Source organism: Kribbella deserti (assembly GCF_042434725.1).
GTDB lineage: Bacteria > Actinomycetota > Actinomycetes > Propionibacteriales > Kribbellaceae > Kribbella > Kribbella deserti.
The window spans coordinates 199,087-223,352 of record NZ_JBHLTC010000002.1 but is presented as its reverse complement, the minus strand read 5'-3'; the positions used below and the strand labels follow the sequence as shown (position 1 = coordinate 223,352).

The 24,266-nt window shown below is 67.3% G+C and carries 20 protein-coding genes; 9 read left to right on the top strand and 11 right to left on the bottom strand.

Annotation, left to right across the window (positions count from 1 at the left end):
- Window positions 1-15: 15 nt before the first annotated feature.
- From ACFFGN_RS03770 to ACFFGN_RS03755, 4 genes are read right to left on the bottom strand one after another with little or no spacing between them, the layout of a single operon-like run.
- Window positions 16-1,227: an ABC transporter permease gene (locus tag ACFFGN_RS03770; protein ID WP_380043854.1), complete on the bottom strand. Its 1,212-nt coding sequence runs from the start codon at window positions 1,225-1,227 to the stop codon at window positions 16-18.
- Complete coding sequence (locus ACFFGN_RS03765; RefSeq protein ID WP_380043853.1) at window positions 1,224-1,907, bottom strand: ABC transporter ATP-binding protein; 684 nt, start codon at window positions 1,905-1,907, stop codon at window positions 1,224-1,226. Before ACFFGN_RS03765 ends, ACFFGN_RS03770 begins: the two co-directional genes overlap by 4 nt.
- Entirely contained in the window at window positions 1,904-3,040 is a 1,137-nt protein-coding gene (locus tag ACFFGN_RS03760; protein ID WP_380043852.1) for a peptidoglycan-binding protein, read from the bottom strand. Before ACFFGN_RS03760 ends, ACFFGN_RS03765 begins: the two co-directional genes overlap by 4 nt.
- Window positions 3,037-3,642, bottom strand: a complete 606-nt coding sequence (locus tag ACFFGN_RS03755; protein WP_380043851.1) for a hypothetical protein — start codon at window positions 3,640-3,642, stop codon at window positions 3,037-3,039. The genes ACFFGN_RS03760 and ACFFGN_RS03755 overlap by 4 nt, the downstream gene beginning before the upstream one ends.
- 492 nt (window positions 3,643-4,134) lie before the next feature.
- Here ACFFGN_RS03755 and ACFFGN_RS03750 point away from each other — a divergent pair, with 492 nt between their 5' ends.
- Window positions 4,135-4,812, top strand: coding sequence for an N-acyl homoserine lactonase family protein (locus ACFFGN_RS03750; RefSeq protein WP_380043850.1), 678 nt, complete (start codon window positions 4,135-4,137; stop codon window positions 4,810-4,812).
- On the opposite strand, the gene ACFFGN_RS03745 is transcribed toward ACFFGN_RS03750, so the two are convergent.
- Window positions 4,799-5,344, bottom strand: coding sequence for a hypothetical protein (locus ACFFGN_RS03745; RefSeq protein WP_380043849.1), 546 nt, complete (start codon window positions 5,342-5,344; stop codon window positions 4,799-4,801). The genes ACFFGN_RS03750 and ACFFGN_RS03745 overlap by 14 nt on opposite strands.
- Before the next feature lie 523 nt (window positions 5,345-5,867).
- Here ACFFGN_RS03745 and ACFFGN_RS03740 point away from each other — a divergent pair.
- Genes ACFFGN_RS03740 through ACFFGN_RS03730 form a run of 3 tightly spaced genes read left to right on the top strand, consistent with a single transcriptional unit; the run spans window position 5,868 to window position 7,945 of the window.
- Window positions 5,868-6,506, top strand: a complete 639-nt coding sequence (locus ACFFGN_RS03740) for a helix-turn-helix domain-containing protein (protein ID WP_380043848.1) — start codon at window positions 5,868-5,870, stop codon at window positions 6,504-6,506.
- A gap of 52 nt (window positions 6,507-6,558) precedes the next feature.
- Window positions 6,559-7,374, top strand: coding sequence for an alpha/beta fold hydrolase (locus ACFFGN_RS03735; RefSeq protein ID WP_380043847.1), 816 nt, complete (start codon window positions 6,559-6,561; stop codon window positions 7,372-7,374).
- Window position 7,375: 1 nt separating this feature from the next.
- Entirely contained in the window at window positions 7,376-7,945 is a 570-nt protein-coding gene (locus ACFFGN_RS03730; RefSeq protein WP_380043846.1) for a dihydrofolate reductase family protein, read from the top strand.
- A 166-nt stretch (window positions 7,946-8,111) separates the two neighbouring features.
- Here ACFFGN_RS03730 and ACFFGN_RS03725 read toward each other — a convergent pair whose 3' ends face one another.
- Complete coding sequence (locus ACFFGN_RS03725; RefSeq protein ID WP_380043845.1) at window positions 8,112-10,664, bottom strand: family 20 glycosylhydrolase; 2,553 nt, start codon at window positions 10,662-10,664, stop codon at window positions 8,112-8,114.
- A 973-nt stretch (window positions 10,665-11,637) separates the two neighbouring features.
- Window positions 11,638-12,666: an ArsR/SmtB family transcription factor gene (locus ACFFGN_RS03720; protein WP_380043844.1), complete on the bottom strand. Its 1,029-nt coding sequence runs from the start codon at window positions 12,664-12,666 to the stop codon at window positions 11,638-11,640.
- A 344-nt stretch (window positions 12,667-13,010) separates the two neighbouring features.
- Here ACFFGN_RS03720 and ACFFGN_RS03715 point away from each other — a divergent pair, with 344 nt between their 5' ends.
- Entirely contained in the window at window positions 13,011-13,685 is a 675-nt protein-coding gene (locus ACFFGN_RS03715) for a PhzF family protein (protein WP_380043843.1), read from the top strand.
- A 27-nt stretch (window positions 13,686-13,712) separates the two neighbouring features.
- On the opposite strand, the gene ACFFGN_RS03710 is transcribed toward ACFFGN_RS03715, so the two are convergent.
- The 3 genes from ACFFGN_RS03710 to ACFFGN_RS03700 form a co-directional block, all read right to left on the bottom strand.
- Window positions 13,713-16,433 carry an AfsR/SARP family transcriptional regulator gene (locus ACFFGN_RS03710; protein WP_380043842.1) on the bottom strand — a complete coding sequence of 907 codons (2,721 nt, stop codon included), beginning with the start codon at window positions 16,431-16,433 and terminating at the stop codon, window positions 13,713-13,715.
- 208 nt (window positions 16,434-16,641) lie between these two features.
- On the bottom strand, window positions 16,642-16,878 hold the full coding sequence (locus ACFFGN_RS03705) for a hypothetical protein (RefSeq protein ID WP_380043885.1): 237 nt from the start codon (window positions 16,876-16,878) through the stop codon (window positions 16,642-16,644).
- Between the two features lie 45 nt (window positions 16,879-16,923).
- Window positions 16,924-18,453 (bottom strand): S8 family peptidase, encoded by a 1,530-nt coding sequence (locus tag ACFFGN_RS03700; RefSeq protein ID WP_380043841.1) that lies wholly within the window; start codon window positions 18,451-18,453, stop codon window positions 16,924-16,926.
- A 412-nt stretch (window positions 18,454-18,865) separates the two neighbouring features.
- On the opposite strand from ACFFGN_RS03700, the gene ACFFGN_RS03695 reads away from it, so the two are divergent.
- Window positions 18,866-19,402, top strand: a complete 537-nt coding sequence (locus ACFFGN_RS03695; protein ID WP_380043840.1) for a dihydrofolate reductase family protein — start codon at window positions 18,866-18,868, stop codon at window positions 19,400-19,402.
- A 55-nt stretch (window positions 19,403-19,457) separates the two neighbouring features.
- The gene (locus tag ACFFGN_RS03690; RefSeq protein WP_380043839.1) at window positions 19,458-19,925 is read left to right on the top strand and encodes a hypothetical protein; all 468 of its coding nucleotides are present in this window, start codon (window positions 19,458-19,460) and stop codon (window positions 19,923-19,925) included.
- A gap of 156 nt (window positions 19,926-20,081) precedes the next feature.
- Here ACFFGN_RS03690 and ACFFGN_RS03685 read toward each other — a convergent pair whose 3' ends face one another.
- Window positions 20,082-20,792 (bottom strand): Imm52 family immunity protein, encoded by a 711-nt coding sequence (locus tag ACFFGN_RS03685; protein WP_380043838.1) that lies wholly within the window; start codon window positions 20,790-20,792, stop codon window positions 20,082-20,084.
- A 164-nt stretch (window positions 20,793-20,956) separates the two neighbouring features.
- Between ACFFGN_RS03685 and ACFFGN_RS03680 the strand changes: the two genes are divergently transcribed.
- Together ACFFGN_RS03680 and ACFFGN_RS03675 are read left to right on the top strand one after the other, a co-directional pair.
- A complete protein-coding gene (locus ACFFGN_RS03680) occupies window positions 20,957-23,440 on the top strand; it encodes an ATP-binding protein (protein WP_380043837.1) in 2,484 nt (827 codons plus the stop codon).
- A gap of 54 nt (window positions 23,441-23,494) precedes the next feature.
- Entirely contained in the window at window positions 23,495-24,244 is a 750-nt protein-coding gene (locus tag ACFFGN_RS03675) for a class I SAM-dependent methyltransferase (protein WP_380043836.1), read from the top strand.
- Window positions 24,245-24,266 lie beyond the last annotated feature (22 nt).

Sequence of the window (24,266 nt, the reverse complement as noted above, 5' to 3'; positions counted from 1 at the left end):
TCCGATCATAAGCAGCTAATCCGTCGCCAAAGCCTCAGTCGGCGTCAGCAGCGAGGCGCGGACCGCTGGATAGACGCCCGCGAGCACGCCGACGGAGACCGACGCGCCGAGGCCGGCGAACAGTGCCACAGCCGGTACGACGACCGGCCAGCCCTGCGAATTCGCGTACCCGATCGTGCCCGCCACGCCGAGCGCCGTACCGACCAGTCCGCCGATCGTGCAGAGCACCACCGACTCGGTCAGGAACTGGCCCCGGATCTGGCCGCGGTTCGCGCCGAGGGCCCGGCGGAGCCCGATCTCCTTGCGACGTTCCAGCACCGAGATGACCATCGTATTGGCGACCCCGATGCCGCCCACGAGCAGCGCCACGCCGGCCAGGCCGAGGAACAAGGTCGAGAAGGCGTTCTCAGTGATCCGTTTGGCCGCGAGCACTTCCGACGGGCGGCTGACCTGGACGAGGCCGGGCTGTTCCGGGTTGAGCGTCCGGGCCAGTACGGCGCGAACGTCCTCGATCGCCGTCTCCGTGGCACGGACGTAGACCACGGTCGGCCTGCCGTCGAAGGCCAACTGGTTCTTCGCGGCCTGCCAGCCGACGATGACCGACTGCTCCACGTCCGTGGCGAGTGGGCTCGGCCCGAGGATGCCGATTACCGTGAACCATTTGTCGTTCAGCTTGATCCGCGGTTTGGGTGCGTTCGGCGGGAGTTCGGTGATGCCGAGCCAGCCGGCCGCCTTGTTGCCGAGGACAACGGTCGGGAAGGCCTGGTTCGCCTCGGTGAGGAAGGTGCCCGAGGCAACCTTGGCGCCGAGGAGGTCCAGCAGGTTCGGCGTACCGGCGAGGACCGCAATGCCGGTGTTGCCCTCGGACGGGTCGACGCGGTCGGAGCGCCGTACCGTCGAGTGCGTATTCGCGACCACGCTCACCTCCTGCACCGGGCCGATCCGCTTGGCCATCGCGGCAGCAGCGGGCGGCATGCCCGGCGGTTTGTCCGTGCCTTGTTCGGCGACGGCCGCGGCGCGAAGCATGTCCGGTCCGAGCGCGGTGAGGTCGTCGAGCACCGCCTGCTGGCTGGACGCGGGAATACCCGTCACGACGACCATCGTGGCGATGCCGATCGAGATGCCGAGGGCGGACAGCGCGGCCCGCATCGGTCGCGTCCGCAGGCGGGTCAACCCGAGGACCAACATATCGGAGAACGCCAGCCGCACCGGCGAGGTCAGCCTCATGCGAGTGCGTCCGCGACTACGCGACCATCGCGCATCTCGACCTGGCGCGGTAATCCGGCCGCGATCTCCCGGTCGTGCGTGATCACCGCGATCGTCGTACCGGCCGAGTGCAGGTTGTGCAGCAACTCGAGTACGGCATGACCGTTCTTCGTATCGAGCGCGCCCGTCGGCTCGTCCGCGAGGACCAGCGCCGGGCTGTTCACCAAGGCGCGCGCGATCGCGACGCGTTGCCGCTCGCCGCCGGACAACTCGTGCGGCCGATGCCCGCGGCGGTGGGACAGCCCGACCTTAACCAATGCCTCCAGCGCGAGCGTACGGCGTTGACGCCGCGGGACGCCGGCGTATAGCAGGCCGGTGGCAACGTTCTCCGTGGCGGTATGGCCGTCGGTGAGATGGAACTGCTGGAAGACAAAGCCGATCGAGCGTCCGCGCAGAGCCGACAGCTCGCGATCGGACAACGTGGCAACGTCTTGACCGCGGAGCGAGATCGTGCCGCGGGTGGGTCGATCGAGTGTTCCGAGCAGGTTGAGCAAGGTGGATTTGCCCGAGCCGGAAGGTCCGACGATGGCGAGTAGTTCACCGGTGTCGACCTTCAGCGACACGTTGTCCAAGGCAACAACACCACCTGGGTATTCCTTACTGGCCGAGCGAACTTCGACTACGGACGGGTTGACTGTCACGACGTGGTCACCACTTTCTGCCCGGCCTTGAGCCCTTTGCCGGTGATCTCGACCAGATCGTCCGCGAACATGCCGGTCTTGACGGCGACCAACTTGATCTGCGTCCCCTCCACCACCTGTACGGCGTACCCGCCTTCGCGCAGTGCGAGCAGCGCCCCGACAGGCACCGCCAGTACGCCGTTCCGTCCGGCGCCGGGCAACGTCACGGTCACCGGGCCGGAGTCGATCCCGGACGCCGCCGATTGGTTGTCGAGGGCAATGGTCGCGATGACCTGCGGCTTCTTCCCGGCATCGGAAACGCCGTCGCCGGGTGGGAGGGCCGCGTCAGTGCTCACGGACAGGACCTCGCCGGTGGTGCGCTTGCCGTTCGGCAGCTCGAGCTTGACCTTCAGCCCGGCCCTCACGCCGTACGTCGCGGCAGCGTCGATCGGCATCGTCACCACTTTCGCGGACGACGTGGCGCCGAGGATCTCGCCCTGCCCCGGATCACCGAGCGATACCTTCAACTGGCCGACACGTATTTGACCGGGCAGGACGACCACGGTCGCGGGATCCAGCGTGCCGGTGGCGGGCAGATCGAGCGACTGCTGCCACTCCTTGATCGCCTTGCCAGTGGCGCTGGTGAACTTGTCCGACTTGGCGGCGGACAGGAATCCGAGTTCGGCCAGGTTCCGCTTCAGCACCTTCACGTCCGGACCGCTGACGGGAGGCGTGTTGGCAGGCGTCGCGGGAGGTGTTGCGGGCGGCGTTCCGGGCGGCGTCTTGGACGGCGTCTTGGGCGGCGGCACCGCGCCAAGGGTGCGGAACAGCGGCGTACCGCCGTACAACAGGATCACCGGTTTGTTGTCCACCCGGAACAGCACCTCGCCGCGCCGGATCGTCGTACCGGGCTTCGGGAGCCAGGTGATCGTCCCCGGCAGCCTGCTCTTCACGGTCCGGGCCGATCCGAAGCCGAGTTCGCCGGGCACCTCGACGTCCTGCGACAGGTTGGTCTTCTTGATCATGACAGTTTCGCCCGGAGGCGGAGTGTCCGAGGCGGCGGCGACCTCGGGCTGCTCGGTGAGGCGGAAGCCGGCCACTCCCGCGGCTGCCAGGACAGCGGCTGCCGTCACGCCAAGGACAAGACGCTTCACTTGCCGGCCACCTCGCGCTGGCATTCGGGCATCAGGTCCAAGCCCTTGGTGATCGACGGCTGGTGGTTGTTCTTACCGCCGAGGGACGGCCCGACGATGCCCGAACCGGTGTCGGGTGCGACCTCGACGTACTTCACGCCCTTCGCCTTCAGGCAGGCCACCACCTTGCGCGCGAACTCGAGCGCGTCCGGGTTGTTGCTGTCGATCTCCCACGCGGGCAGCGGCAGCTTCGACTCGCAGGCCTTACCGGCGGCTTCCTTCTTCTTCCGGTCGATCGCCGGGTTGTCGCCGAGGATGCCGGGTTTCGTCTGCTTGCCGCGGAGCTGGGTCACGCCGTGGTCGTTGAGGCAGTTCAGGTACGGCTCGTACATCCGGGTGCGCTCGGCGTTGGTCATGTCGATGCGCTCGCGCGGCCGCTCGCTCTCGCCCTTCTTCGCCGGGGTCGTCTTGCCGCCGGTGGACTTGCCCGGTGTGGGGGTGTCGAGGGTCGCGATACCGGGCTGGTCGTCCGCGGCGGGCTTGTCGTTGCCGCCGCAGGCCGTTACGAAGACGGCGACTGCGAGCACGGGTACAGCGAGTTTGATCAGTCGGATGGTGGTCATACGCCCCAAGATGGCGGGCGATTGTCAGGAACCTGTCCGCTCCTGATGCCGAAGCTGTCCCGGCAACGGCGGGCCAGCTCGTGCCGAGCCGTCGGGCTAGGTCTTGCTGGGAGAGCGGTTGGCAGGTCGCCGGTCCCGCCGAGTCCCTGTTGGGTCGGCTTACCTATCGGCGGAGTTGACCTCACCAACAGTCAAGTCGATGAATTGCCGTCGCTCCGCTGGGGTGGCCCGACTACGATCTAGACCGTGGGCAGCCGGCTGCCCACGGTCTTCGAGTACAACCGCCGGAGCAGTCCGTGCCGGCGTCGCCACCGACCCGGGCGTCGATCGCACCGGCCACCACCCCATCGACTGCGCCGTCTAGCCGCCACCGGCTTCACGGCCTTGCTCGCAGCGGTGATGATCCCGGCCCTGGCACGGAGTCTGGACACCCGAGCGGGTTGACGATCCCAACCGACATCCCCATCGCCGCCCGAGCTGAGGAACTCACCGATGAATGCTGACAGAGCCATCACCGTCACCCCGATCCTCGTTGCCGACCTGCACGTAGAGGGAGAGGTGATGCCCGTATGCGTGCACGTGATCGACCATCCCGATGGCCGGGTTCTGGTCGACACCGGCATGACAAAGATGCACCCGGCGGTGGTGGCCGCCTTCGATCCCCACCTCTATCCCTTGAGCGAGTCCGACTTCGATGTCGCCGGCATCGACTTCGTCGTCAACACGCACCTTCACGCCGATCATTGCGGCGGCAATCACCTCTTCGCCGGACGGCCGATCTACGTTCAGCGCCGCGAGCTCGACGACGCCCACAGCGAGGAGGACTACACGATTCGCGAGTGGGTCGACGCGCCCGGCCTGCAGTACGTGCCGGTCGACGGAGAACTCGAGTTGCTTCCCGGCATCCGGCTCGTCCCAGCGCCGGGTCATACGCCCGGTTCGCAGATCGTTGTGGTCGAAACCGGGGGACGCCCAGTCGTCATTTGTGGCGACACCGCCGTGTGGTTCGGTGAGTTGGACGAACCGCGCACCGAAGGACAGCGGCAGATCCGTGCGCTCGATCCCGAAAAGGTCTGGCTCGCGCACGTGCACGAGCCGTGGCGACCAGGCGCCACCCGCACCGAGAGCCAAGGCCGAGACGATGCGCGAGATGGTGCTACAGCCGGCTGATCACCAGACCGAGTACGGCGAGCGCCGCCATTCCGCCGAGCCCACCCAAGGGTGCCCACAGCCACGACAGTGCGTGTCGCCGTCGGTGGTCCGACGCCAGCAGACCGAATAGCACCCCCGGCACTCCCCAGACCAGCCACGCCGCGGCGAAGTTGAACCAGCCAGTCGCCGACATGTTGCTGATTCCCTTGTTCAAAGGCTCGATCAGATCGAGCAGGATGGCGGCCTTGACCAGCGTTTCGGCCAGGGGATACGCCAGTTGGCCGATAGCCATTGCCCACAACGCCATCGACAGGATCCGTGCGGGGACCCTGCGTTCCCACCTGGACACGGCCACCAAGGCGACCACGATCGTCATCACACGCAGGCCAGTCGCTCCAAGAGCCACCACCGCATCGCCGTTGGCAGGCTTGCCCTGGACCAGCTGCTCGAACGCCGCTACCGAAACAACCACCAGGCAGAAGAGTCCTACGCCACCAGCAATGGCGTAGGCCGGCCAGCGCCGCACGGTCAGATTCCCAGTTGGTGCCATCGATGTCATCGTCTACTTCCTCTTCGTCCTACTTCCAGTCGACACCAAATGAGTCCTGACAGCATCGGTCTCGGGAGGGACCACTCCCCCAATCGAGTGAGGCCGCCATTCGACCCCGGCCGCCGCATGGACATGCATCGCATTGTGAGCGAGTGCGCATTCTCTTGCTGTCGGCAACGTTGCGCCTCGGCTGGCCAAGCGAAATGCCTGGCCGTGGGCGGTTCCGGCTCAGCGTGCCGACGTCGTCTGTCATGAAGCTGTCCTGGACGACGGCCGCGGCAGGGCGCCGACAGAGCTCGCAGTTACCCTCACCGCGTGACGCAGAATCCACCTCATACAAGACGGGCAAGGTGCTCACCATCGACAGTGGCGCAGGCACACGCTCCACGGGAACCGTGTCTTGACCATCTGCGGACGGTCCTCAGGCAGAAGGCGGACCGTGCCGATCGAGAGTGAGCATCGCGGGTCGGACTCGCCTTACGTGGCACGGGTCTGGCGCGGCCGCAGCTGCGGGGTGGAACGGATGACCTCGATCGCCACGTCGACCTGGGAACTGGTCTTCTGGGAGCAGCAAGGCGTCATGCACGCCGCCGTGCGCGGGCCGGAGACGACGGCGTCGAGTGTCGAGACGGTGGGCGACTCGGAGTCATTCGGGATCACCTTCGCTCATGGCACTTCGATGCCTCATCTTCCGATCGGCCCACTCGTCGACGGCGGCCATGGCAGTCCGCACGTGACCGAACGTACATTCCTCCTTCGCGACGAGGAGTGGCAGACTCCCGAATTCGACGATGCGGAGTTGCTCGTCCAGAAGCTCGTGCGCGCCGGCGTCCTAGTCCGTGACCCGATCGTGGACGAGGTGGTGTGGGGCGGGGCCGCACGGGTCGGATCGCGCACGGTCCAACGCCGCGTGGCCGCGGCGACCGGACTCACTCAGAGCGCGATCCGTCAGATCGAACGGGCGCGGGAGGCCGCGGTGCTGCTCGAAGCAGGGGCCTGCGCGCTGGACGTCGTGCACCGGCTCGGTTACTACGACCAGCCGCACCTAGCCCGTTCCCTGCAGCGCTTTATCGGGCGAACCGCCACGCAACTGCAGCAGCCAGATCCCGCTGCCGATCCACTGTCGCTTCTGTACAAGCCCGAGAGCCCGACCGGCTCATAGTGTCGTGCGCAAGCGGTGACCGTCGCCGCGCACACAACGAAAGGCCACTCCAATGGCAGAAGGCACCGTAATCTCTACCGATGGCACCAGCATCGCCTATACAGCGTGGGGCGCCGGCGACCCGATCGTCATCATCGACGGTGCGACCGCCTATCGCGCAACGAATCCGTTGAACCAGGAGACGGCGGAACTGCTCGCCGACGAGTTCCTGGTCATCAGCTACGACCGGCGCGGTCGCGGCGAGAGCAGTGACACGCCGCCCTACGTCGTCGAGCGCGAGTTCGAGGACCTTGAGGCGATTATCGAGCAGGTCGGCCAGGGGCGCCCGGCGACCGTGCTCGGCTGGTCCTCCGGCGCCAATCTTGCGCTCAACGCCGCCCAAGACGGCGTGCCGATTGCGCGTCTCGCGCTGTTCGAGCCGAACGCGGCCGTCAACGAGGCCCGCCCCCCGCTGCCCGGCGACTACGTCGAGCGCCTCGACGCGGCCATCGCCGACGGACGACCGGGCGATGCGGTCGCCCTGTTCATGACCGCCGCAGCCATGATGCCCGCAGAGGCAGTCGCCGAGATGCGCGAGCTCGACTTCTGGGCTGGACTCGAGGCCGTCGCCCCCACGATCGCCTACGACGCCCGTCAGGTCGGCGACACCCTCTCCGGCAAGCCACTGCGCTCCGAACTGTGGAAGCGCATCGACATCCCGGTCCTGGTGATGCACGGGATCGACACCTGGCCGGCCCTGGCAGCCGGCTCCCGCGCCATCGCCGCGCACCTGCCCACCTCCACCCTCGCGCCTGTGCCTGGTGCGGAGCACTCCACCACCGCGGACGTGCTGGCCGCCGCGCTGCGCACATTCATCAAGGAGAACTGACATGGGGAAAATCGTGCTCACCGAGTTCACCTCCATCGACGGCGTCGTTGAAGCACCCGGCGGAGAGGACTTCAAGTACGAGAACTGGACCTTCGAGTTCGACCGCGGCGACGGCGAGCGGTACAAAGAGGCCGAAGCGCTGCAAGCCTCGGCGCTGCTCCTCGGACGCAAGACCTACGAGGGCTTCGCCGCGAACTGGCCACAATACGAGGGCGAGCTTGCTGACAAGTACAACACCATGCCCAAGTACGTCGTTTCCCGCACTCTCACCGATCCCAAGTGGGCAGGTACGACCGTGCTGAGCGGCGACCTGGAACACGACGTGACCCGGCTCAAGGAAGAGGTCGACGGTGAGATCTCCGTTGCCGGGAGCATTCAGCTCGCCCAGAGTCTCCTCGCCCTCGATCTCATCGATGAGATCCACCTGATGGCTTCACCGCTCATCCTCGGCCACGGCCGCCGGCTCTGGGCCCAAACGCCGGACAAGACCGCATGGACCCTCAGCGAAGCGACGATCTACGGCGATAGCACGCTGCTCACCGTCTACCACCGCCGGACCGCGTCAACCTGAGGCGACCTCTGTCGCCACCGTCCTCGAACCGGCACGACCTGCGGCTCACCCGCCGACTCCAGCCCTGAGTCAGTTGTTCACCAACTGCCCAGGCTCTGAATTCGCTCTCGGCGGGTGAGCCGCAGTGTGCGTTACATGACCGGTTTGCAAGACCGCTGATCCGGTGTCACCTCCAGCTGTCCTGCCGTGGCTGGTCGGCCGGCGTGGACCACCAGTGGTGCCGTGGACTACTTCCAGCCGATGCGAAGGCGTGCAGCTCCGCGTCGAAGCGGAATCCATCCGGATCACCGGTCGGAGTGACCTGCGTGCCCGGCGTGACGGCCGTCAGATCGCTGACCACGGGCCCGCTCTGCGGTATGCGGATCCGGATCAGATGCCGATCGGTGGCCCGGCGCACGAAGATGACCGGATGACCGGCAGCGTCCGGGTAGCCCGCGGCTCCCCCGGTTGCGACCACTCCGGTAGCCGTGGTCAGGTCGGTGCTGGTGGGCCGGTCGCCGTCCAGGTCGAACATCCAGTGCACCACGCGGCCCTCGGGATTGACCACGACAACGTGTTGCCGGGCGGTGAGCAGGTTGCGGCCCTGGAGGTCTTGGCGGGTCCCTGACGTGGTCCAGCCAGCGAGCTTGGCCCCGGCCGCGACCGGGATGCCGAGATCTGCTCGCTGTACGACGCGGGGGTCGCCCGCCTGCCACCACCAGCGGTGCAGGTTGCCGTTGCCGCCGCGGGCGTACACCATCTGAACGCGGCCCCAGACCAAGGCGACGGGCGTACCGGTGATCGTTCCGGGCCAATGGTCACCGTGCACCTTGGCGTCACCCGGAGACCACCAAAGGTGGCCCAACCTGCCGTCGGCAGCCGCGCCGAAGACGTGGCGCTCGGAGCCGAAGCTGAAGCCCGCCGGATCGCCTGCGAACCGGATGGTGCCGAAGCCGTTGGCGGCCGCAGCGGCGGACCAGTCGCTGGTACGCCATCCCGTACCGGGCTTGTACGCCGTCTCCCGAACCGTGCCATTCGTGCCACGGGTGAACACGCTCAGCACGTCACCAGCACTGTTGAAGGCGACGGGCCTCCCGGCAACGGTCCCAGCCGGGAGCAGGTCCTCGGCGACTTGTCCCTGAGTCGCGCTCCAGAACGAGTGATGCAAAGCGCCTGTGGCCGTGGTGGTGAATAGCTGCTGGGAGTTCCCGTACCGCATGGCCGGACCAGCCGGCGCGGCGCCGAGTCCGACATCGCCGAACATCGGAGTCTCGATAACGCCCGGTGCTCGGCCGATCGCGGTAATGGTCGGCAGCGCACCGGCGTAGGTGTTCGAGACCGGAGTGGTGCCCCACCCTTTCTGGGCCACGGGCCGCATCCGGCTGGAGAGATCCCGCTCCAGCCGCCCCGCGTCGTACACCCCGCCCACTGTCCAGACGCAGAACTGGATCCCGGCCAACGCAGGGTCCGCCGATCCACCCGGCAGCCGCAGGCCGCCGCGGAACGTGCCGGGATCGAATTCGTTCCAGATCCGCTCGGCCGGGTTCTGCGCGCTGTTGATGTTGAAATACAGGTAGCTGTCGCTGGAGTTGATCAGCGTGTGGCCCTGCGCCGCGAGTTGGGCCGGGGTGAGTCCGTAGTTGTACCAGTGCATGAGTTCCAGGTTGCTGTCCAGCGTGACCTTGGTGGCGGGCGTGATGTCGTCCGACCACATCCGCGCCGTCTTGCCCTGATCTCGAACCACGGCGTTGGCCTGGTTCATGTAGGCGCGGAAGGCATCCTGCACCGCACCGGCTTCGTTGTACTTCGCCATCGCCTGCCGGTAGAGGTCCGGGTAATTCGTGGTGTTCACCCGATCCGTGCGGACGTCCCACCGCGGGTACTCGTCACCCCCGATGTTGAAGGTGTCCGAAGAGAACCGCCGGGCCTGCTCATCCAGCCGCGAGACCGCCCAGGACGTCGCCTCCGGGTTCATCACATCCAGGTTGATCGGGTCCCGAACCGTCTTGCCGTCGGACAACTGGGTCAGCCGGTACTGCTCGGGGATGTAGCCGGTCCGGAACTTCGGGGCGTTCGACCAGCCGATCAGTTTGACGTGGCGCTGCTTCGCGATTGCTTCCACCGCAGTGATGTCGGCGTCGGTCATGTTGAAGGTGTTGAGGGTCAGCTCGTTCAGCTTCAGGTAGCTCATATCGCGCAGGAAGTTGTCCAGCCACGACACCGGCATCCGCGCGATACTGAGCAGGAACCCGCGAACCCGGAACTGCGGCGAGTCGTCGATCACCCCAGCCGGAAGGACCGGTTGGCGCTTGATCAGCTGCAGCATGGTCCGGGTTCCCCAGTAGACCCCCACCGCGGTTCTCGAAGTGATCGTCGTGACCGGGCCGATCCGTACCTGGTAGGCCTCGTCTGCGGGAATTGTGGGATCCAGCCGGAGTACGACGTCGCCAGGAACGGCGGTGTTCGACGGTCCGACGATCACCTGCGGCGCACTGCCATTGAGGTACGACAGATCCTCGGCGAATGTGTCCGCGTCGGGGCGCAATCCGGCTGCCCCACTATCGACGACCAGCCGTGACGCAGAGGACCAGCTGAAGTCGCCGGACACCGCGGGCTGCCACGATCTGACGGCCGGCAGCACCGAGGGCAACGGACCGGCTGCCCGCGCGACCGTCCCGCCGAACACGAGTGTCGACCCCAGAACCCCCAGCACGATGATCGTGCGCAGTACCGCTGACACTTTCAGGGCACCTGCTGTGCGCATCAGGATCATGCCGTCGTCACCTGGTAGGCGCGGGATACCAGTTCGATCAGTAGGACTCTCGCCGCTGCGAGTGTGCGTTTCAGTTGACGCATTTCCTCATCTCCTTCATTGGACGGGTGTTTCGTGAGGAGCCATCGCGCACTGTTCGAAGCCGTAGCCAAGGAGGAACTGATTCCAGCGCCACCACTAGAGCGCCGATTGCCGGACAGGGGATGGTGGTGCGGCCGTCGCCGAACGCGCGGTTCAGCCAAGCGTCATCGCCTGTCGCGCCCCTGCCACCACGCTTCCGTGACGGTGTGCCGCTGATGAGTTCGTCGTACCGGCCGCCTGGTGCTGCTCGGCGACAACCGATGCCAGCGACAGGCGCGCGACAGCTCCTCGTTCTACTGTCATCCCGCTTCCTCGAATGCCGGGCGCAGAGGCCCTGAGGACCCGCGGCGCCGATCTTCCCCGCTGTGCGGAATGGCCTAGGCGAACGGCAACTGTTTCGACCCGGCCTGCTGACCGCGCTATCCGGAGCGTCCAGGCCGCAGCAGTTGTGTGACAGGTGAACGGCAGTACTTGCCCGCTAAGTTGTCCGGCGTTCACGCTGTCCGACTTCCTCAGGAGGATCACCACCATGAAACGCACTCTCGCTGCCGCAGTCGTCGGCTCTGCAAGTCTGTTGCTTGGGGCCCCTATCGCAGCTGCGACGTCGACTGTCTCGCATTCCCAGACGTCTACTGCGGTGGCTGCGGCACAATGGCGGCTCTACGCCTGCGGCTGGAACTATGACAGTTGCCGCGCCGACCGATCGCTCATGTCGCGCTACGGCATCCCTGTCAAGCCGATCGAGTATCGACGGGCGGATGCGACGTGCCCGGGGGGATGTCCTGTGTACGGTTACTACTTCTACTACTGGGGATAACCGGCGACGTACTTCCAAGGTGCGTTGGGATAAGGCTTCGGCCTAGCGCATGACACCCGCTCGTCCGCGCAGCATCGAGCGAACTGCCGGCTGCTGGCGCTGTAGTTCGCTAGTGCGAAGAAGGTCGGCGCCGGCATCAGTGACGGAGTGCAGCGCCAGCCCGCCCGTGCGGTGTGTTGCCAGCAGACCCGCGGCTCGCAACACCCGAGCGTGCTCGCTGGCCGACGCCATGGAGAGTCCGGTACGCGCGGCAAGTTGTGTGGTGCTCGCGGTCACCACCAGGGACCGCAGCACTGCCGCCCTGGACCGGCCGAGCAAGTCCTCGAGATTGTCGTCCGCGGGTGCGGTCAGATCTGCTTCGAAAGGCGCAGCCGGGTAGATCAGCATCGGCTTTCTGCCCGGTGGATCGAAGATCAGGAACTCGGCCGTGAGAGCCGATGGATAGAGTCGTAGGCCACGACCCTCGAGATGTACGTCGACGGGGTCGCTGACCATCGGGCCGAGCACACTGAGCACACCGGCTTCGGGCAGCCAGCGCGCATCCGGGTGCAGGTCAGCCAGCAGGCCGTCCAGTCCCTGGCTCGTCAGGGTCCGCACCCGAGCGGCGGTGTCCGCGGCCGCGCGACGACGTAACCAGGCCCCCGACGGCGTGATGACGTCGCGATGGAAGCTCCGCACCGCCTGTCCGAGCGCCTCACGAGCGACCCGTCTGCCGGCCAGCAGGTCGGTCAGCCAGGGCTCGGCATCCCCCGTTATCCACGGCTCGAGATCGGCCCGGAGCTGATCGTGGGGAGCGTCGATCACCTGCTCGATCGCCGCGTCGGCGCTGAGGTCGCCGCCGTCAGGGGTGAGGAAGTCGGGGAACGATCCGTTGGCCGAGATGAGCTTGAACAACGGCTGCATCGCCGGATGAAGGCGTGCGCGCGCCTCGTGGCTCCATCGCCGGGCAGCCAACGGCGCGGGGCAGCCACGCAAGACGCAGGCGCTCAGCGCGACCTCCCAGAGGGGGTCCGGTGCGGTGGCGAGGCTCACCCGGCCGAGATCGCCGGCAGCGAAGTGAATGCGGATCAACTGAGCCTCCTTGTGTCTTGTCGGCCGAATGGAGTTCGGACTTACCCAACTCCACCGGATGAGGTTTCGGAAATACCCGAACTCGCTCGCCGTCGGTCCGCGGGGGTCGCGAATCTGAGGTCATGCAAACACTTCGCCTACTCGGTGACAACTGGCAAGGGCAACGGCACCCACTGCCAGACGGCGGGGGCCGTCGGCGATGGCGTACGTCGGCCAGCGCCGCACAGTCGGATTCGCGGTGGGTGCCATGACGGTCGCCGCTCGCTTACCCGGCGCCTCGGCGAGCAGTCCACTTTCGGCAGATTGGCACTTGGCCGATGACCGAGGCCCGTCATGCTGACAGCATGCCCGAACTCGATGTATTGCGAGTCTTCTGCGACGAGCAGGGCCGGTACGGCAACCCGCTCGGAGTTGTGCTCGATGGCCCCGCTGTCCCCGCCACGCGTCGTCAGGAGCTGGCGGCCGAACTCGGCTTCTCCGAGACGGTGTTCGTCGATGACCCGGCCACGGGACACCTGCGCATCTTCACGCCGGCTTGCGAACTTCCGCTGGCGGGTCATCCCCTGGTCGGAACGGCCTGGTTACTCGCCCGGGCCGGGCAGGACCTGTCCGAGCTGAACCCGCCGGCCGGACCGGTCGCCACCTGGGTTCGCGGCGACCAGACCTGGATCCGTGGCCCGCTGTGGGCGGCTCCACCGTGGCGACTGCACGAGATGCCCGATGCGGCGGTCGTGGAAAGCATGCGGAAACCGCCGAAGGCCGGTCAGGACGCCGACCAGTACTGGGCCTGGGTGGACCGGTCCCGCGGCATCGTCAGGGCAAGGGTTTTCGCGGCCCGGTACGACGTACCGGAGGACGAGGCGTGTGGCTCGGCCTCCATGCTGCTCGCCGACCGACTGCAGACCTCTCTCACCGTCTTTCACGGCGAGGGATCAGTTGTCTACGCCAGCCCCGGCCCTGACGGCACCGGTGAGGTCGGCGGCCACGTGGTTCTCGACCATTCACGCGTGGTGCGTTGAGCTGAGCCGCCGCCGGGTGCCTGCTGGTCAACGGCGGAGCCTTGCCAGCAACGACAGGATTTGATCGCGCTGGGTCAGGCTGCCCGCGGTCCCGGTGCGCGGATCGTCGCACGCTCGGAGCGCGGCCCGTAAGGTCTCCCTGGCTTCGTCGACTTGTCCCTTGTCCAGCTGCACTTCGCCGAGATGAGTAAGACTGGTCTCCAAGCCGTGCTGGTTTTCGATCTGCTTGTTGAGCGCTACCGCCTCGGCCAGGTGATGTATTGCGCTGTCCAGGTTCCCCAGCTTGCGGTAGATCTCGCCAAGCGTGTCATGGGCGTAGGCAGCACCGCGGTCGTCACCGCACTGTTCGTGCAGCTTCAACGCCCGGTTCCCCATCTCGGCGGCGTCGTCATACCGCTCCATCGCCAGGTACGTCAACGCCAGGTTGTTCCGAAGCGTCGCCTCGTCCGCCGGCTCCATCCGGGTGTCAACGCTCAGGGCCAGCCGCGACTGCTCGACCGATTCCTCGTGACGCCCGAGCAGACGCAACGCGAGGATGAGGTTGCCGCGGACCAGGCGCTGGCCGTACTGGTTGCCAGCTGCAACGAAGAGGTCGAGCGCCTCCTGGAGCTCCCGCGCGGCGCCGGCGATGTCGCCGGCGAAGCCCAGCGTCGCGCCGAGCTGGTTGAGGGCCAGCGCGAGCAGGACGGGATTGCCTGCGGCGCGGGCGGAGTCGACCGCTATGCGCTGAACCAGCTTGGCATCCTCAACCGCGCTGACGCGTTCGAGGTCTTCCCAGAGGGTGAAGGCGAGCCGGGCAGCCAGTTCGTGCTCTCCCCGGCCCGCGGTGTCGAGCACCAGCGTGATCAGCGCGCGGCGCTCTTGATCGAACCAGGACCGGGCTTCCAAAGTACTGGCGAAGGACATCGGCTCGAGCGTCGCCTCCGTGTCCGGGACCGGGTCCAACAGTGTGCCGACGGGGACGGTGGCCCGAGCCGCCTCGGCCGAGCGGAGATACCAGACGGCGAGCCGGTCTGCCGCCGTTCGCCGCACCGCCGCATCGTCCTCGTCCGACCTGTCGACGGCGTAGGCCCGCAGCACACTGTGCATCCGGACACGGGTTGGTGAAACCTCCTCGACGAGATGCAGGTCGGCCAGCACCCGAAGGGAACGTCGCGCCACCGGCACCGTCACTCCCGCCAGCGCGGCGGCGGCCTGCAACGGCAGCACCTCGGTCGGCGCCTGACCGATCATCCGGAACATGAACGCTGTAGCGGGATCGAGCGCCTGGTAGGACCACGACATGACCGCGCGCAGATCAGTCGTCGCGCTGTCGCCGCCGCTGAGCGCGTCAATCCGGTCGGCCACGTTGCGCAAGGGCTCGAGCAGTTCGGCAGCGTCGACTTCGGGGTAGCGATTCAGCTGTTCGGCCGCGATCGCCAGGGCAAGCGGCAAACGGCTACACAGCTCGATCAGTTCGTCCACCAGGCTGTCCGCCACGATTCGGGCGCGCAACATCCTCCGCAGCAGCTGGCGCGCTTCGCCGGAAGGCATCGGCTCGACACCGATCTGATGGACGTCATCGCGAATCGCGAGACTGCTGAGCCGATGGCGACTGGTGATCAGGACGAAAGCAGACGAGCCTGGCAAGAGTGGGCGAACCTGGTCAGCGTTCCTGGCGTCGTCCAGCACGATCAGCAATCGACGCGACGCCAGCGTGGTCCGGAACAGGGCGCTGCGCGACTCCACCCCTGGCGGTATCCGCTCCGCCGGCACGCCAAGGCTGCGGAGCATCGCGTCGAGTGCCGCGCCGGGTTCCAGCGGTTCGGCCGGCCCGAATCCATGCAGGTCAAGAAAAATCTGCCCGGCCGGAAAGCGATCCTTCAGCCGATGTGCGCCATGAACCGCGAGCGAGGTCTTCCCGACGCCCGCCTCACCATGCAGGACGACGACCCCCGGCTGAGACGCGACCTCCCGCTGGGAATCGAGCACAGCGCGCAACTCCTCGAGCAACTCCGTCCGTCCCGTGAACCGCTGGACATCGGCCGGCAACTGGTGTGGAGTCGTCGGCTGGATCTCCTGAACCGGCGCTTCCTGACCGAGAAGCCGCAGGTGTAACGCTTGTAGCTCGGGCGCCGGGTCCACCCCCAGGTCCTCGACCAGCCGCACTCGAAGGTGCTCGTACTCTTCGAGCGCCTCGGCTCGGCGACCGGCCGCGCTCAACGCCATCATCAGGCGCATTCGAAGCGACTCACGCAAGGGATGCGACGCGGCGATCGTCCTCAGCTCTTCGCAAAGCTCCTGCTGCCGCCCTGCCGCCAGGTCCAAATCGACCCGGCGCTCCAACCCGCGCAGGTAACGCTCGACCAGACGTGGCTGTTCGGTTTCCTGCAGGACCTCGATGAACTCTCCGCTGAACGGCTCCTGCCACCAGGCAAGTGCCTGCCCGAGCAGTTCGCGTTCGCGGACAGGATCCGCTGCCCGATCCGCCTCGTCGAGTTCCTCCACCATCGCGACCGCGTCCACGTCGCTGCCGTCCACCTGCAGTGAGTAGGTGTTTCCACTCCGGATGATCATTGTCGGTCCGAGCAGCCGCCGGAGCCTGGCGATGGCCGAGTACAGCGTCGCGCGGTGGTTGGCGGGTGATCTGTCCGCCCAGATGCGCTCGATCAGGACATCGGCGGCGACGAAGCGGCCGGGCTGAAGCGCGAGCAGGCCGACCAGTGAGCGCGCCACCATCCCGTCGATACGCAACGGCTCGTCGCGCACACGGACCTCGAATCGGCCGAGCAAGCGGATGTCGATGGTGCTCACCGAATCACCGTAACAACGGGCAAGGTCGAGCCGGAGTCAAAGTCCGGCCCTCGGCGAGACGGCGGTCGGGTGGCACCACACCACCCGACCGTCGCGTACCGAACCGTTACCCGCTCAGGCGACCGGTTCTGGTTGCGGTGCTCCGGCCGTCGCGCGTTCATGCCTACGCAGAACGGTCGCCGCACCAGCTGAACAAAGAGCTCCCGGTCCGCTTCGTCGGCCCCATGCAGGTCCTCGCCCGGCCTGCGTCCCAGCCGCTGGCACAGCCGCCGCAGCATGGTGGTGAAGGCCGCGTGAGGCCGATGCCGGCCTCGCCCGAGATCAGGACGGTGGTCGGGTGCCCTGCCCGAGTTTGCTCATACGCGGATCGCAGCGCGGCGAGCTCGTCACCACGACCCACCAACCGCGGGCTGGCGATTGAGCGCGTCACCGTTGTTGCACCCGCCTAGCCGACCGCCCGGAATGCGTTGACCAGACCAGCACCGTAGAAGCCTGCGCCGGTCGAACCGCCCTCGCAAACCGCCCGGAACTGGCCGGTGCCGTCAGGATCGTGTACGCCACCGGCCGGACAGGGCAGCACGTCCGTGGCACGCCGGTAGGCCGCGATGACCAACTGCTGACCGGCGACCGTCGGATAGCGACTCTTGAGAAGAGCCAGTACGCCACTGACGTGCGGCGCGGCCATCGATGTCCCTTGCAGGTAGCCATAGCTGCCACCGATCCAGGTGGACAGGACCTGGCCGTTGGCATCCGGTGTGCCGGGAATCTGGAAGCGCCGGTCTCCGCCAGGGGCGGTCAGGTCGACCACGCCGGTGCCGTAGTTGGAGTTGTAGTAGCGGTCCTTGAAGGCACCGACCGACGAGACGCCGGTGACGCCACTGGCTTCTACCGGCAGCTGCTTGCACGAGCTGTCCGTCGTCCGCGTCACCGGCGTGCCATTGTTCGGGCTGAGGGTGTCCACGACGTCGTGAGCAAGGTCGGCGTTGTTGTTACCCAGTGAGGCGACCAACGCCACCGACTTCGACGTGGCATAGGAGATCGCGCGGTGAATGGCGGTGGAGACCGCCCTCTGGTCGGGATCGGAGTCGCACCAGAAGTACCACGGGTCGATCGAGAAGGACGCGTTCGCGATGTCGACCTGGTGCTCTGCCGCCCAGATATAGCCGCAGATTGCCGATTCCGGATAGATATAGCCATCCGGGTTGCCGACCTTGATCGCAGCGATCCGGACGCCGGGCGCGACCCCAGCGACACCGATGCCGTTCTTCGCCGCCGCCACGATTCCGGCGACGTGGGTGCCGTGCCCGAACGGGTCCTGCCAAGCCGCCTCGGTGGTGTCGGGTACGCCGTCGGTGCCACAGTCCACCGACGCGGACTTGTCCAGGTTGGGAGCCAGGTCCGGATGGCTGGAATCGATGCCGCTGTCCAGGATCCCTACCAGTACGGCGCGATTGCCCAGGCTGATCTCGTTGGCCCGGTCGGCGCCGATCAGGCGCATGTTCCACTGGTTGGCCGCGAGTGGTTCTCCGGCTGTGGTCGCCTTTGCGGCCGGAGTCACCCGTGCGACCGGAGTCGTTGCCTGGTTGAGCTTGCTGAACTGAGGCGGCTTCGAAACGCCATGCTGGGATACGCCGAGCTCAGCCAGGTTGCGGGTCGCACCGGCCGACTCGATCCCAGGCTGCCGACGGACGCTCGCGGCGAAGTCCGCCCGCTGGGAGCGGGCGATCACAACGCCGATCTGAGGCCACCGCTGGACTACTTGGCCCGCATTGGCGGCGACAGCGCGCTCGGCCGCGCCGAGAGCAGCACCCGGCGGTACCAGGACGGCGAAGTGCGCCCCACCGGCCGTGCCGGACAGAGCAGTTGCCGAGTCGACCGGAAAGGTCACGGCATGCGCGGCCGGCGGGACGGCAAGGGAGACCAAGGCGGCTGCCGCTGCCAAACCCAAGCGCCACTTCACATGAAGTAACGACATCTACAAACCCTTCGATCAGGAGTTGATGGTCCGTGCCGCCGGACGCGTTGCGTGAAAGCAGAACCGGCATGAAGGCATCGTCGGCGGCCGAGACCACCCCGTGAGCTTCTTCGTGTTGCACCTCGCGCGACGGGCACCCATGAACCCAAGCAGTCGGCACTGTCGCGCGCCTGTCATGCCCGCGGCTGCGTTCCTCCCGCGACTCCCCACCGAAGCGCCCGCTACGGCGGTCACCGCGCCCGTCGCCGCGACAGCGCGATGACATCGCCACGGCAGGCGCCACCGCCATGATGGAGTGACCGGAGGCAATAGAAGGCGTGCATGTCGTTGCCTTGCACTGCCTGTGGCGGTACCCGATCGCAGGTTCGAGCTGCACGTGGTGACCCCGGCAGCATTCTGAAGAGACGAGTTCATGCGTAAAGTCGTGTTGTATTCATTGCTGTCGTTCGACGGCGTCGCCGAGTCACCCGACAACTTCGTCCACGTGTTCGATGACGCGATGCGCGAAAACCTCGAGCAGGTGGTCGCCAGTCAGGACTGCGTACTGCTCGGCCGGCACACCTACGAAGACTGGGCCGGTTACTGGCCGAAATCGACCGAGGCCCCCTTCGCGCCGTTCATCAACGGCGTCGACAAGTACGTGCTCTGCTCGGAGCCGCCCGAGACCGAGTGGCGGCACTCCACCGCGGTAGACCTTCCGGTCACTGAACTGGTAGCCGAACTCAAATCGCGACCCGGCGGCGATATCGGTGTTCACGGCAGCATCAAACTGGCAGGGTCAATGGTCGCGGCCGGGCTGGTCGACGAAATGCGTCTGGTTGTGACCCCTGCGCTGGCCGGCAGCGGACGTCGGCTGTTCGCTGGTAGTGCCGATCGGCGCCTCGAACTGATCGAGGCAGAGCCCACCCCCTCGGGCGCGCTGCTACTCGGCTACCGGCTCGCCTCGTGACGCTGAGCCAAAGGCCGCTGACCGCAGCCAACATCTCAGCAGTCCGTTCCCGGCGATGAACGAGCGCGACCAGCGAACCGACGTGCTGACCGGCGCCGAGCGAATCGGAATAGCCTGCGCCGGGATGATGGCAGCCCTGCTTTTCGGGGCGTGCGTCGCCGGCTCGATCGCCTTCCTCGGGACCTTGGGCGCGATGGTCATCGGCGTGGCCGTCGGCGGGGTCGCCGCTGGTGCGGGGCTGCACTGGTTCTCGGGCGCGACCGGCCTCGGGCAGCTCTTCGGCATCACCACCGGAATCCTCCTGGCCGCTACCGGCCTCTTCGGCATATTCCCCTCCCTCGACCACACCAACGGCCTGGCCATCCTCGTGGGCGCCCTGCTGCTGGCCGCCGCGGCCATGGCCATGCTCACCGACGTCACACCCGGCAAGGCCCGTCGCGCGGTCGGCGTACTCATGGGCCTGATCGCCCTGGCTCTGCTGCAGCGGATCTTCAGCGTCGAGCACACCTGGTTCGACTCCTGAACCCGACGAAAACGGAGACACCGTTCCGGACCCGTCGGCCGGCATCGCCCACTCTGGCTGCGAAAGTCACGGTCGTCATGGGTGCCCTGGCCGTGGTGCTCTCTGGTGGGCGCTGCCGCTGCGCGATGGCCTCGACAGCATCGAGGCAGGGCGCGGCTAGAGCTTGGTGCGGGACGTGGGGGTTGGGGCGAAGGCCGGGCTGGGCCTGAGCACTTCGGCGAGCTCGGCGGTCTTCTCCAGTGGCAGGAGGTCGCCGCTGACGCCCGAGCCGATGATGACGCCGCCCTCATCGAGCGTGACCACCTGCAGGTCCAGGCCACTCGGCAAGGCCTGTGCCCTGCCCTCGGAGAGGTAGTTCAGATACCCGATGTCCGGCCCCGGCCTCCCCGCAGGTTGCAGCCCGGCCAGAGCATCCCTGAGGGACCTCGAGGTCACATTGCCCCAGTCGGGATCCCAAGCCGCGGCGACCCGGCGAAGGATCGGGTCCGCGAGCGCCTCGGCACCGGCCCACCGCACCACGAACGAGTTGTGCGCGTTCGGGGATTCGGAGTATCGCCCCACGCCCATGCTGATCCGGAACTTGCGGACCCGCTGCCCACTCCCGTCGTACGCCTGATTGATCCCGAGATGGGGAGCATCGGTGTTCGCCCGGAACGCGTCGGCGATCATCCGCCGAGCGTCGTCCGGCCCGGCCAGCGACCGCCCTGACGCCCCGGAAGCCTCGGAAGCCTCGGAAGCCGACCACCGAACACGCTCCCCGACCACCTCGTCCAGCCCTGCGAGAAACGCAAGCAACCTGTCGGCGACCCGATCCGGCGTCTCCTGCCGCGGTCCCCAGAATCCCCGCGCGATGAGCGGCTCGTCCACGGGATCAACCTAACGCGCCCAGGCCGACATCGGCTTCGTCCGCCCACAACCGGACGCCCCAGACCAGGACGCCGGCCCTGATGCACAAAGACCTCACCCCACGAACGCCTGGACGCCCGCGGACAGGCGAGAGTCGGGCCGAAGCTGCTCTCTAGGCTGGCGGCATGTTCGGTGACTTGTTGCGGCGGCATCGGCGGTCGGCGGGGTTGACCCAGGCCGAGCTGTCGGCGCTGTCAGGTGTCGCCACCGACGCCATCTCGTCGCTGGAGGGCGGCCGCCGCTATCCGCGGCCTGAGACGATCACCCGGCTCGCCGCGGCGCTCCGGCTTTCGCCCGAGCAGCGCGACGAGTTGGTGACGGCAGCGGATCGGCGGCAGCGGCGGTCCCACGGCGGAGCCACAGCGGCTCCGGTACGCGAGACATTCGAACTACCCGCAGCGACAGCGGGCTTCAGTGGGCGTACCCAGGAGCTGGATCGGCTGGCTGAGTCGGCGACGGCCGAGCGTGCCGTGGTCGTGATCGACGGGATGCCGGGCGTCGGAAAGACCGCTCTCGCCGTACAGGCCATGCATTTGCAGCGGCGGCACGCGGAGGTTGTGGTCTATCTGGACCTGCGCGGGTACTCGACCGAGCAGGAACCGTTGACGCCCTCGGCGGCATTGGCTGAGCTGTTGCGGATGATCGGCTTCGGGGACTCGGCGATTCCGGCCGGCCTGGCGGAGCGTACTGCGGCGTGGCGGTCCGCACTGGCCGGCCGGCGGTCCCTGGTGGTGCTCGACAACGCTTCCTCGGCCCGTCAGGTGCAGCCGCTGCTACCAGGTGCCGGGTCGTACCTGGTACTTGTCACGAGCCGGCAGCGGTTGCCGGAGCTGGCCGGAGTCGAGGCGCTGACGTTGTGCGTGCCGCCACCCGCGGACGCCGCGACCATGCTGATGTCGTCGGCGGAGTTGGCGGGGCCGGTCGACCACGCCGCTGTCCAGGAGATCGTCGACCTGTGCGGTCGCTTGCCGCTGGCTTTGCGGATCGTGGCTGCCAGGCTGCGGCACCGATCGGCGTGGCAGGTCGCCGACCTGGTCGGCCTGCTCCGGGACGAGACTCGACGGCTGACTGCGCTGACCGCCCAGGAACGTAGCGTCGCGGCGGTCTTCTCGCTGTCGTACCGGCAGTTGGCGCCTGCTCACCGCCGCCTCTTTCGGCTGCTCAGCGCGATACCGGGGCCTGACTTCGACGCCGGCGCGGTTGCGGCGATCACCGAGCTGCCCGTTCGCGACGCTTGGCGGATACTCGAGGATCTGCTGGATGGGAATCTGGTCCAGCAGGCGGTTGCGGATCGGTATCACCTGCACGACCTGGTCCGCGCCTTCGCGGTGGCCGTACGGGCCGACGATCCGGCGGCCGAGATCAGCGAAGCACAGGTCAGGCTGCTCGGCTATTACCGCGCACGAGTGGTGCAGATGATGGACGGCGTCGCGCCGGCACAGCGGTTCAAGTCGCCGGATGCGGCTCCTCGGGAAGAGACAGACCTCGACGCCGGACCGGTGGAGGATACGTCGTACGACCGGACGCAGGCGGCTTCGGCGTTGGCATGGCTGGACGCGGAGCGGGCGAATCTGCTGGCCGCCGTCCGGTTCGCCGTACAGTCCGGGCGGCACGAACTGGCGACCGACCTGGCGATTCTGCTCTGGCCGTATCTGGATCTGCGCGGCCACTACGACGACGCGTTGTCCATGCACGCGCTCGCGATCTCTGCCGCGCAGTCGCTGGGCGATGAGATCCAGCGCGGATACGCCCTCTTTGCGGAAGGTCTCGCGTTCTGGCGGATCGGCCAGTACGTCGATGCCCTGAGCAACCTTCAGGTCGCGCTGGAGTTGTCCCGCCGCCAGCACTGCGAGGATCTCGAAGGACAGGTGCGACACGGTCTTGGCATGGTTTGCTGGCAGATCGGCAGGTCCGGCGAAGCGGCCACGCACTATCGAGAAACCGTCGCCATCGGCCGCCGCCTCGCGAACGAGAACCTGGTCGGGCGTGGTCACTACGGCCTCGGCATGTGCCACTGGCGGGCCGACCGTCTGCACGAGGCGCTGGCCAGTCTGCGGAAAGCCGCCGTGCTACTGGCCGAACCCGCTGACCCTACTATCCAGGGGTACGCCGCCCACGGCCTCGGACTCGTGCTCTGGCGGCTGGACCGAGACGCCGAAGCCCGTGCGCAGCTTGAGCGGTGCCGGAGTCTGGCCAAGACGGCCGGCAACCGCGACCTGGAGGGATACGCCTTACATGCGCTGGCGGCTGTCGAACTCAGGGCCGGCGAGATCACATCGGCGCAGGCCCGGCTGGAAGAAGCCCTGGCAATCTCGGAGATCACCGGTGAGCGGACTTTGGAGGGCAACGCCGTCCACGGTCTCGGTCAGGCCGCCCTCCGGCGCGGAGATGTGGCGGCGGCACGACGCTATGGCGATCGGGCCCTCGCGGTGGCGCGGTCCAACCACAATCGCGATCTCGAATGTGAAGTGCTGAACACCCTCGGTGAAGCTGCCGGCGAACCAGACGAGGCCCGCGCCTACCATCGGCAGGCACGGGCTCTTGCGGTGGAGGTCGGCAACGGCGCGGAACTCGCCCGCGCGGACGCCGCGTTAGCGCTGCTCAGTTAGTACCGACTCGACGTCCCCCTTGGCATAACCCTGCGGCGACCGTACATTCGGGCGATGACTAGCGGTGGTTACGACCCAGAGCACTTCGGGAAGCTTTTCGCGCTGGAGGCGGCAAGTTTCTGGTTCCGGGGCCGTAGCGACCTGATCAACTGGGCCCTCGATCGCAACTTCCCGGCCGCGAAGTCGTTTCTCGAACTCGGCTGCGGGACGGGATACGTCATCAGCCGGATCCGGGAGGTGCACCCGGACTGGCGGCTGGTCGGCACCGAGCTGTTCGAGGAGGGTCTGGCCAAAGCCCGGATCCGGATGCCGTCCGGGGTCGAGCTCCGCCAGCAGGACGCCACCCAGAGCCCGTACGACAGCGAGTTCGACGTGGTCGGTGCGTTCGACGTGATCGAGCACGTCGAGAACGCCCCGGCCGTACTGGCTGGAATGTACAAGGCGGTGAAGCCCGGCGGCGGTCTGCTGATCACCGTGCCGCAGCACAAGTGGTTGTGGAGCGAGGCCGATGTCGCGGCGCACCACGTCAAGCGGTACACCAAGCGCGAGCTGACCGACGAGCTTCGGGCAGCCGGTTTCGAAGTCAGCCGGGTCGCGTCGTTCGTCTCCCTGCTGCTGCCGGCCATGATGGCGTCGCGGCTGCTGAAGAAGGACGCCGGTAACGTCGAGGAAGAGCTCGACATGGCCGCCCCGCTGAACAAGGCCTGCTACGGCGTGATGCGGCTCGAGTCGGCTTTGGTACGCGCCGGGCTGAACTTCCCCGTCGGCGGCTCGCTGCTCGCCATAGCCCGCCGCCCGGCCTAGCCCGGTCCCTACTCTCTCGGAG

Excerpts from the sequence above, each read along its gene's own strand:
- ACFFGN_RS03770 (WP_380043854.1), bottom strand. The coding sequence starts at position 1,227 with ATGAGGCTGACCTCGCCGGTGCGGCTGGCGTTCTCCGATATGTTGGTC.
- ACFFGN_RS03755 (WP_380043851.1), bottom strand. The coding sequence starts at position 3,642 with ATGACCACCATCCGACTGATCAAACTCGCTGTACCCGTGCTCGCAGTC.
- ACFFGN_RS03750 (WP_380043850.1), top strand. The coding sequence starts at position 4,135 with ATGAATGCTGACAGAGCCATCACCGTCACCCCGATCCTCGTTGCCGAC.
- ACFFGN_RS03745 (WP_380043849.1), bottom strand. The coding sequence starts at position 5,344 with ATGGCACCAACTGGGAATCTGACCGTGCGGCGCTGGCCGGCCTACGCC.
- ACFFGN_RS03740 (WP_380043848.1), top strand. The coding sequence starts at position 5,868 with ATGACCTCGATCGCCACGTCGACCTGGGAACTGGTCTTCTGGGAGCAG.
- ACFFGN_RS03735 (WP_380043847.1), top strand. The coding sequence starts at position 6,559 with ATGGCAGAAGGCACCGTAATCTCTACCGATGGCACCAGCATCGCCTAT.
- ACFFGN_RS03730 (WP_380043846.1), top strand. The coding sequence starts at position 7,376 with ATGGGGAAAATCGTGCTCACCGAGTTCACCTCCATCGACGGCGTCGTT.
- ACFFGN_RS03715 (WP_380043843.1), top strand. The coding sequence starts at position 13,011 with ATGCCCGAACTCGATGTATTGCGAGTCTTCTGCGACGAGCAGGGCCGG.
- ACFFGN_RS03700 (WP_380043841.1), bottom strand. The coding sequence starts at position 18,453 with ATGTCGTTACTTCATGTGAAGTGGCGCTTGGGTTTGGCAGCGGCAGCC.
- ACFFGN_RS03695 (WP_380043840.1), top strand. The coding sequence starts at position 18,866 with ATGCGTAAAGTCGTGTTGTATTCATTGCTGTCGTTCGACGGCGTCGCC.
- ACFFGN_RS03690 (WP_380043839.1), top strand. The coding sequence starts at position 19,458 with ATGAACGAGCGCGACCAGCGAACCGACGTGCTGACCGGCGCCGAGCGA.
- ACFFGN_RS03680 (WP_380043837.1), top strand. The coding sequence starts at position 20,957 with ATGTTCGGTGACTTGTTGCGGCGGCATCGGCGGTCGGCGGGGTTGACC.
- ACFFGN_RS03675 (WP_380043836.1), top strand. The coding sequence starts at position 23,495 with ATGACTAGCGGTGGTTACGACCCAGAGCACTTCGGGAAGCTTTTCGCG.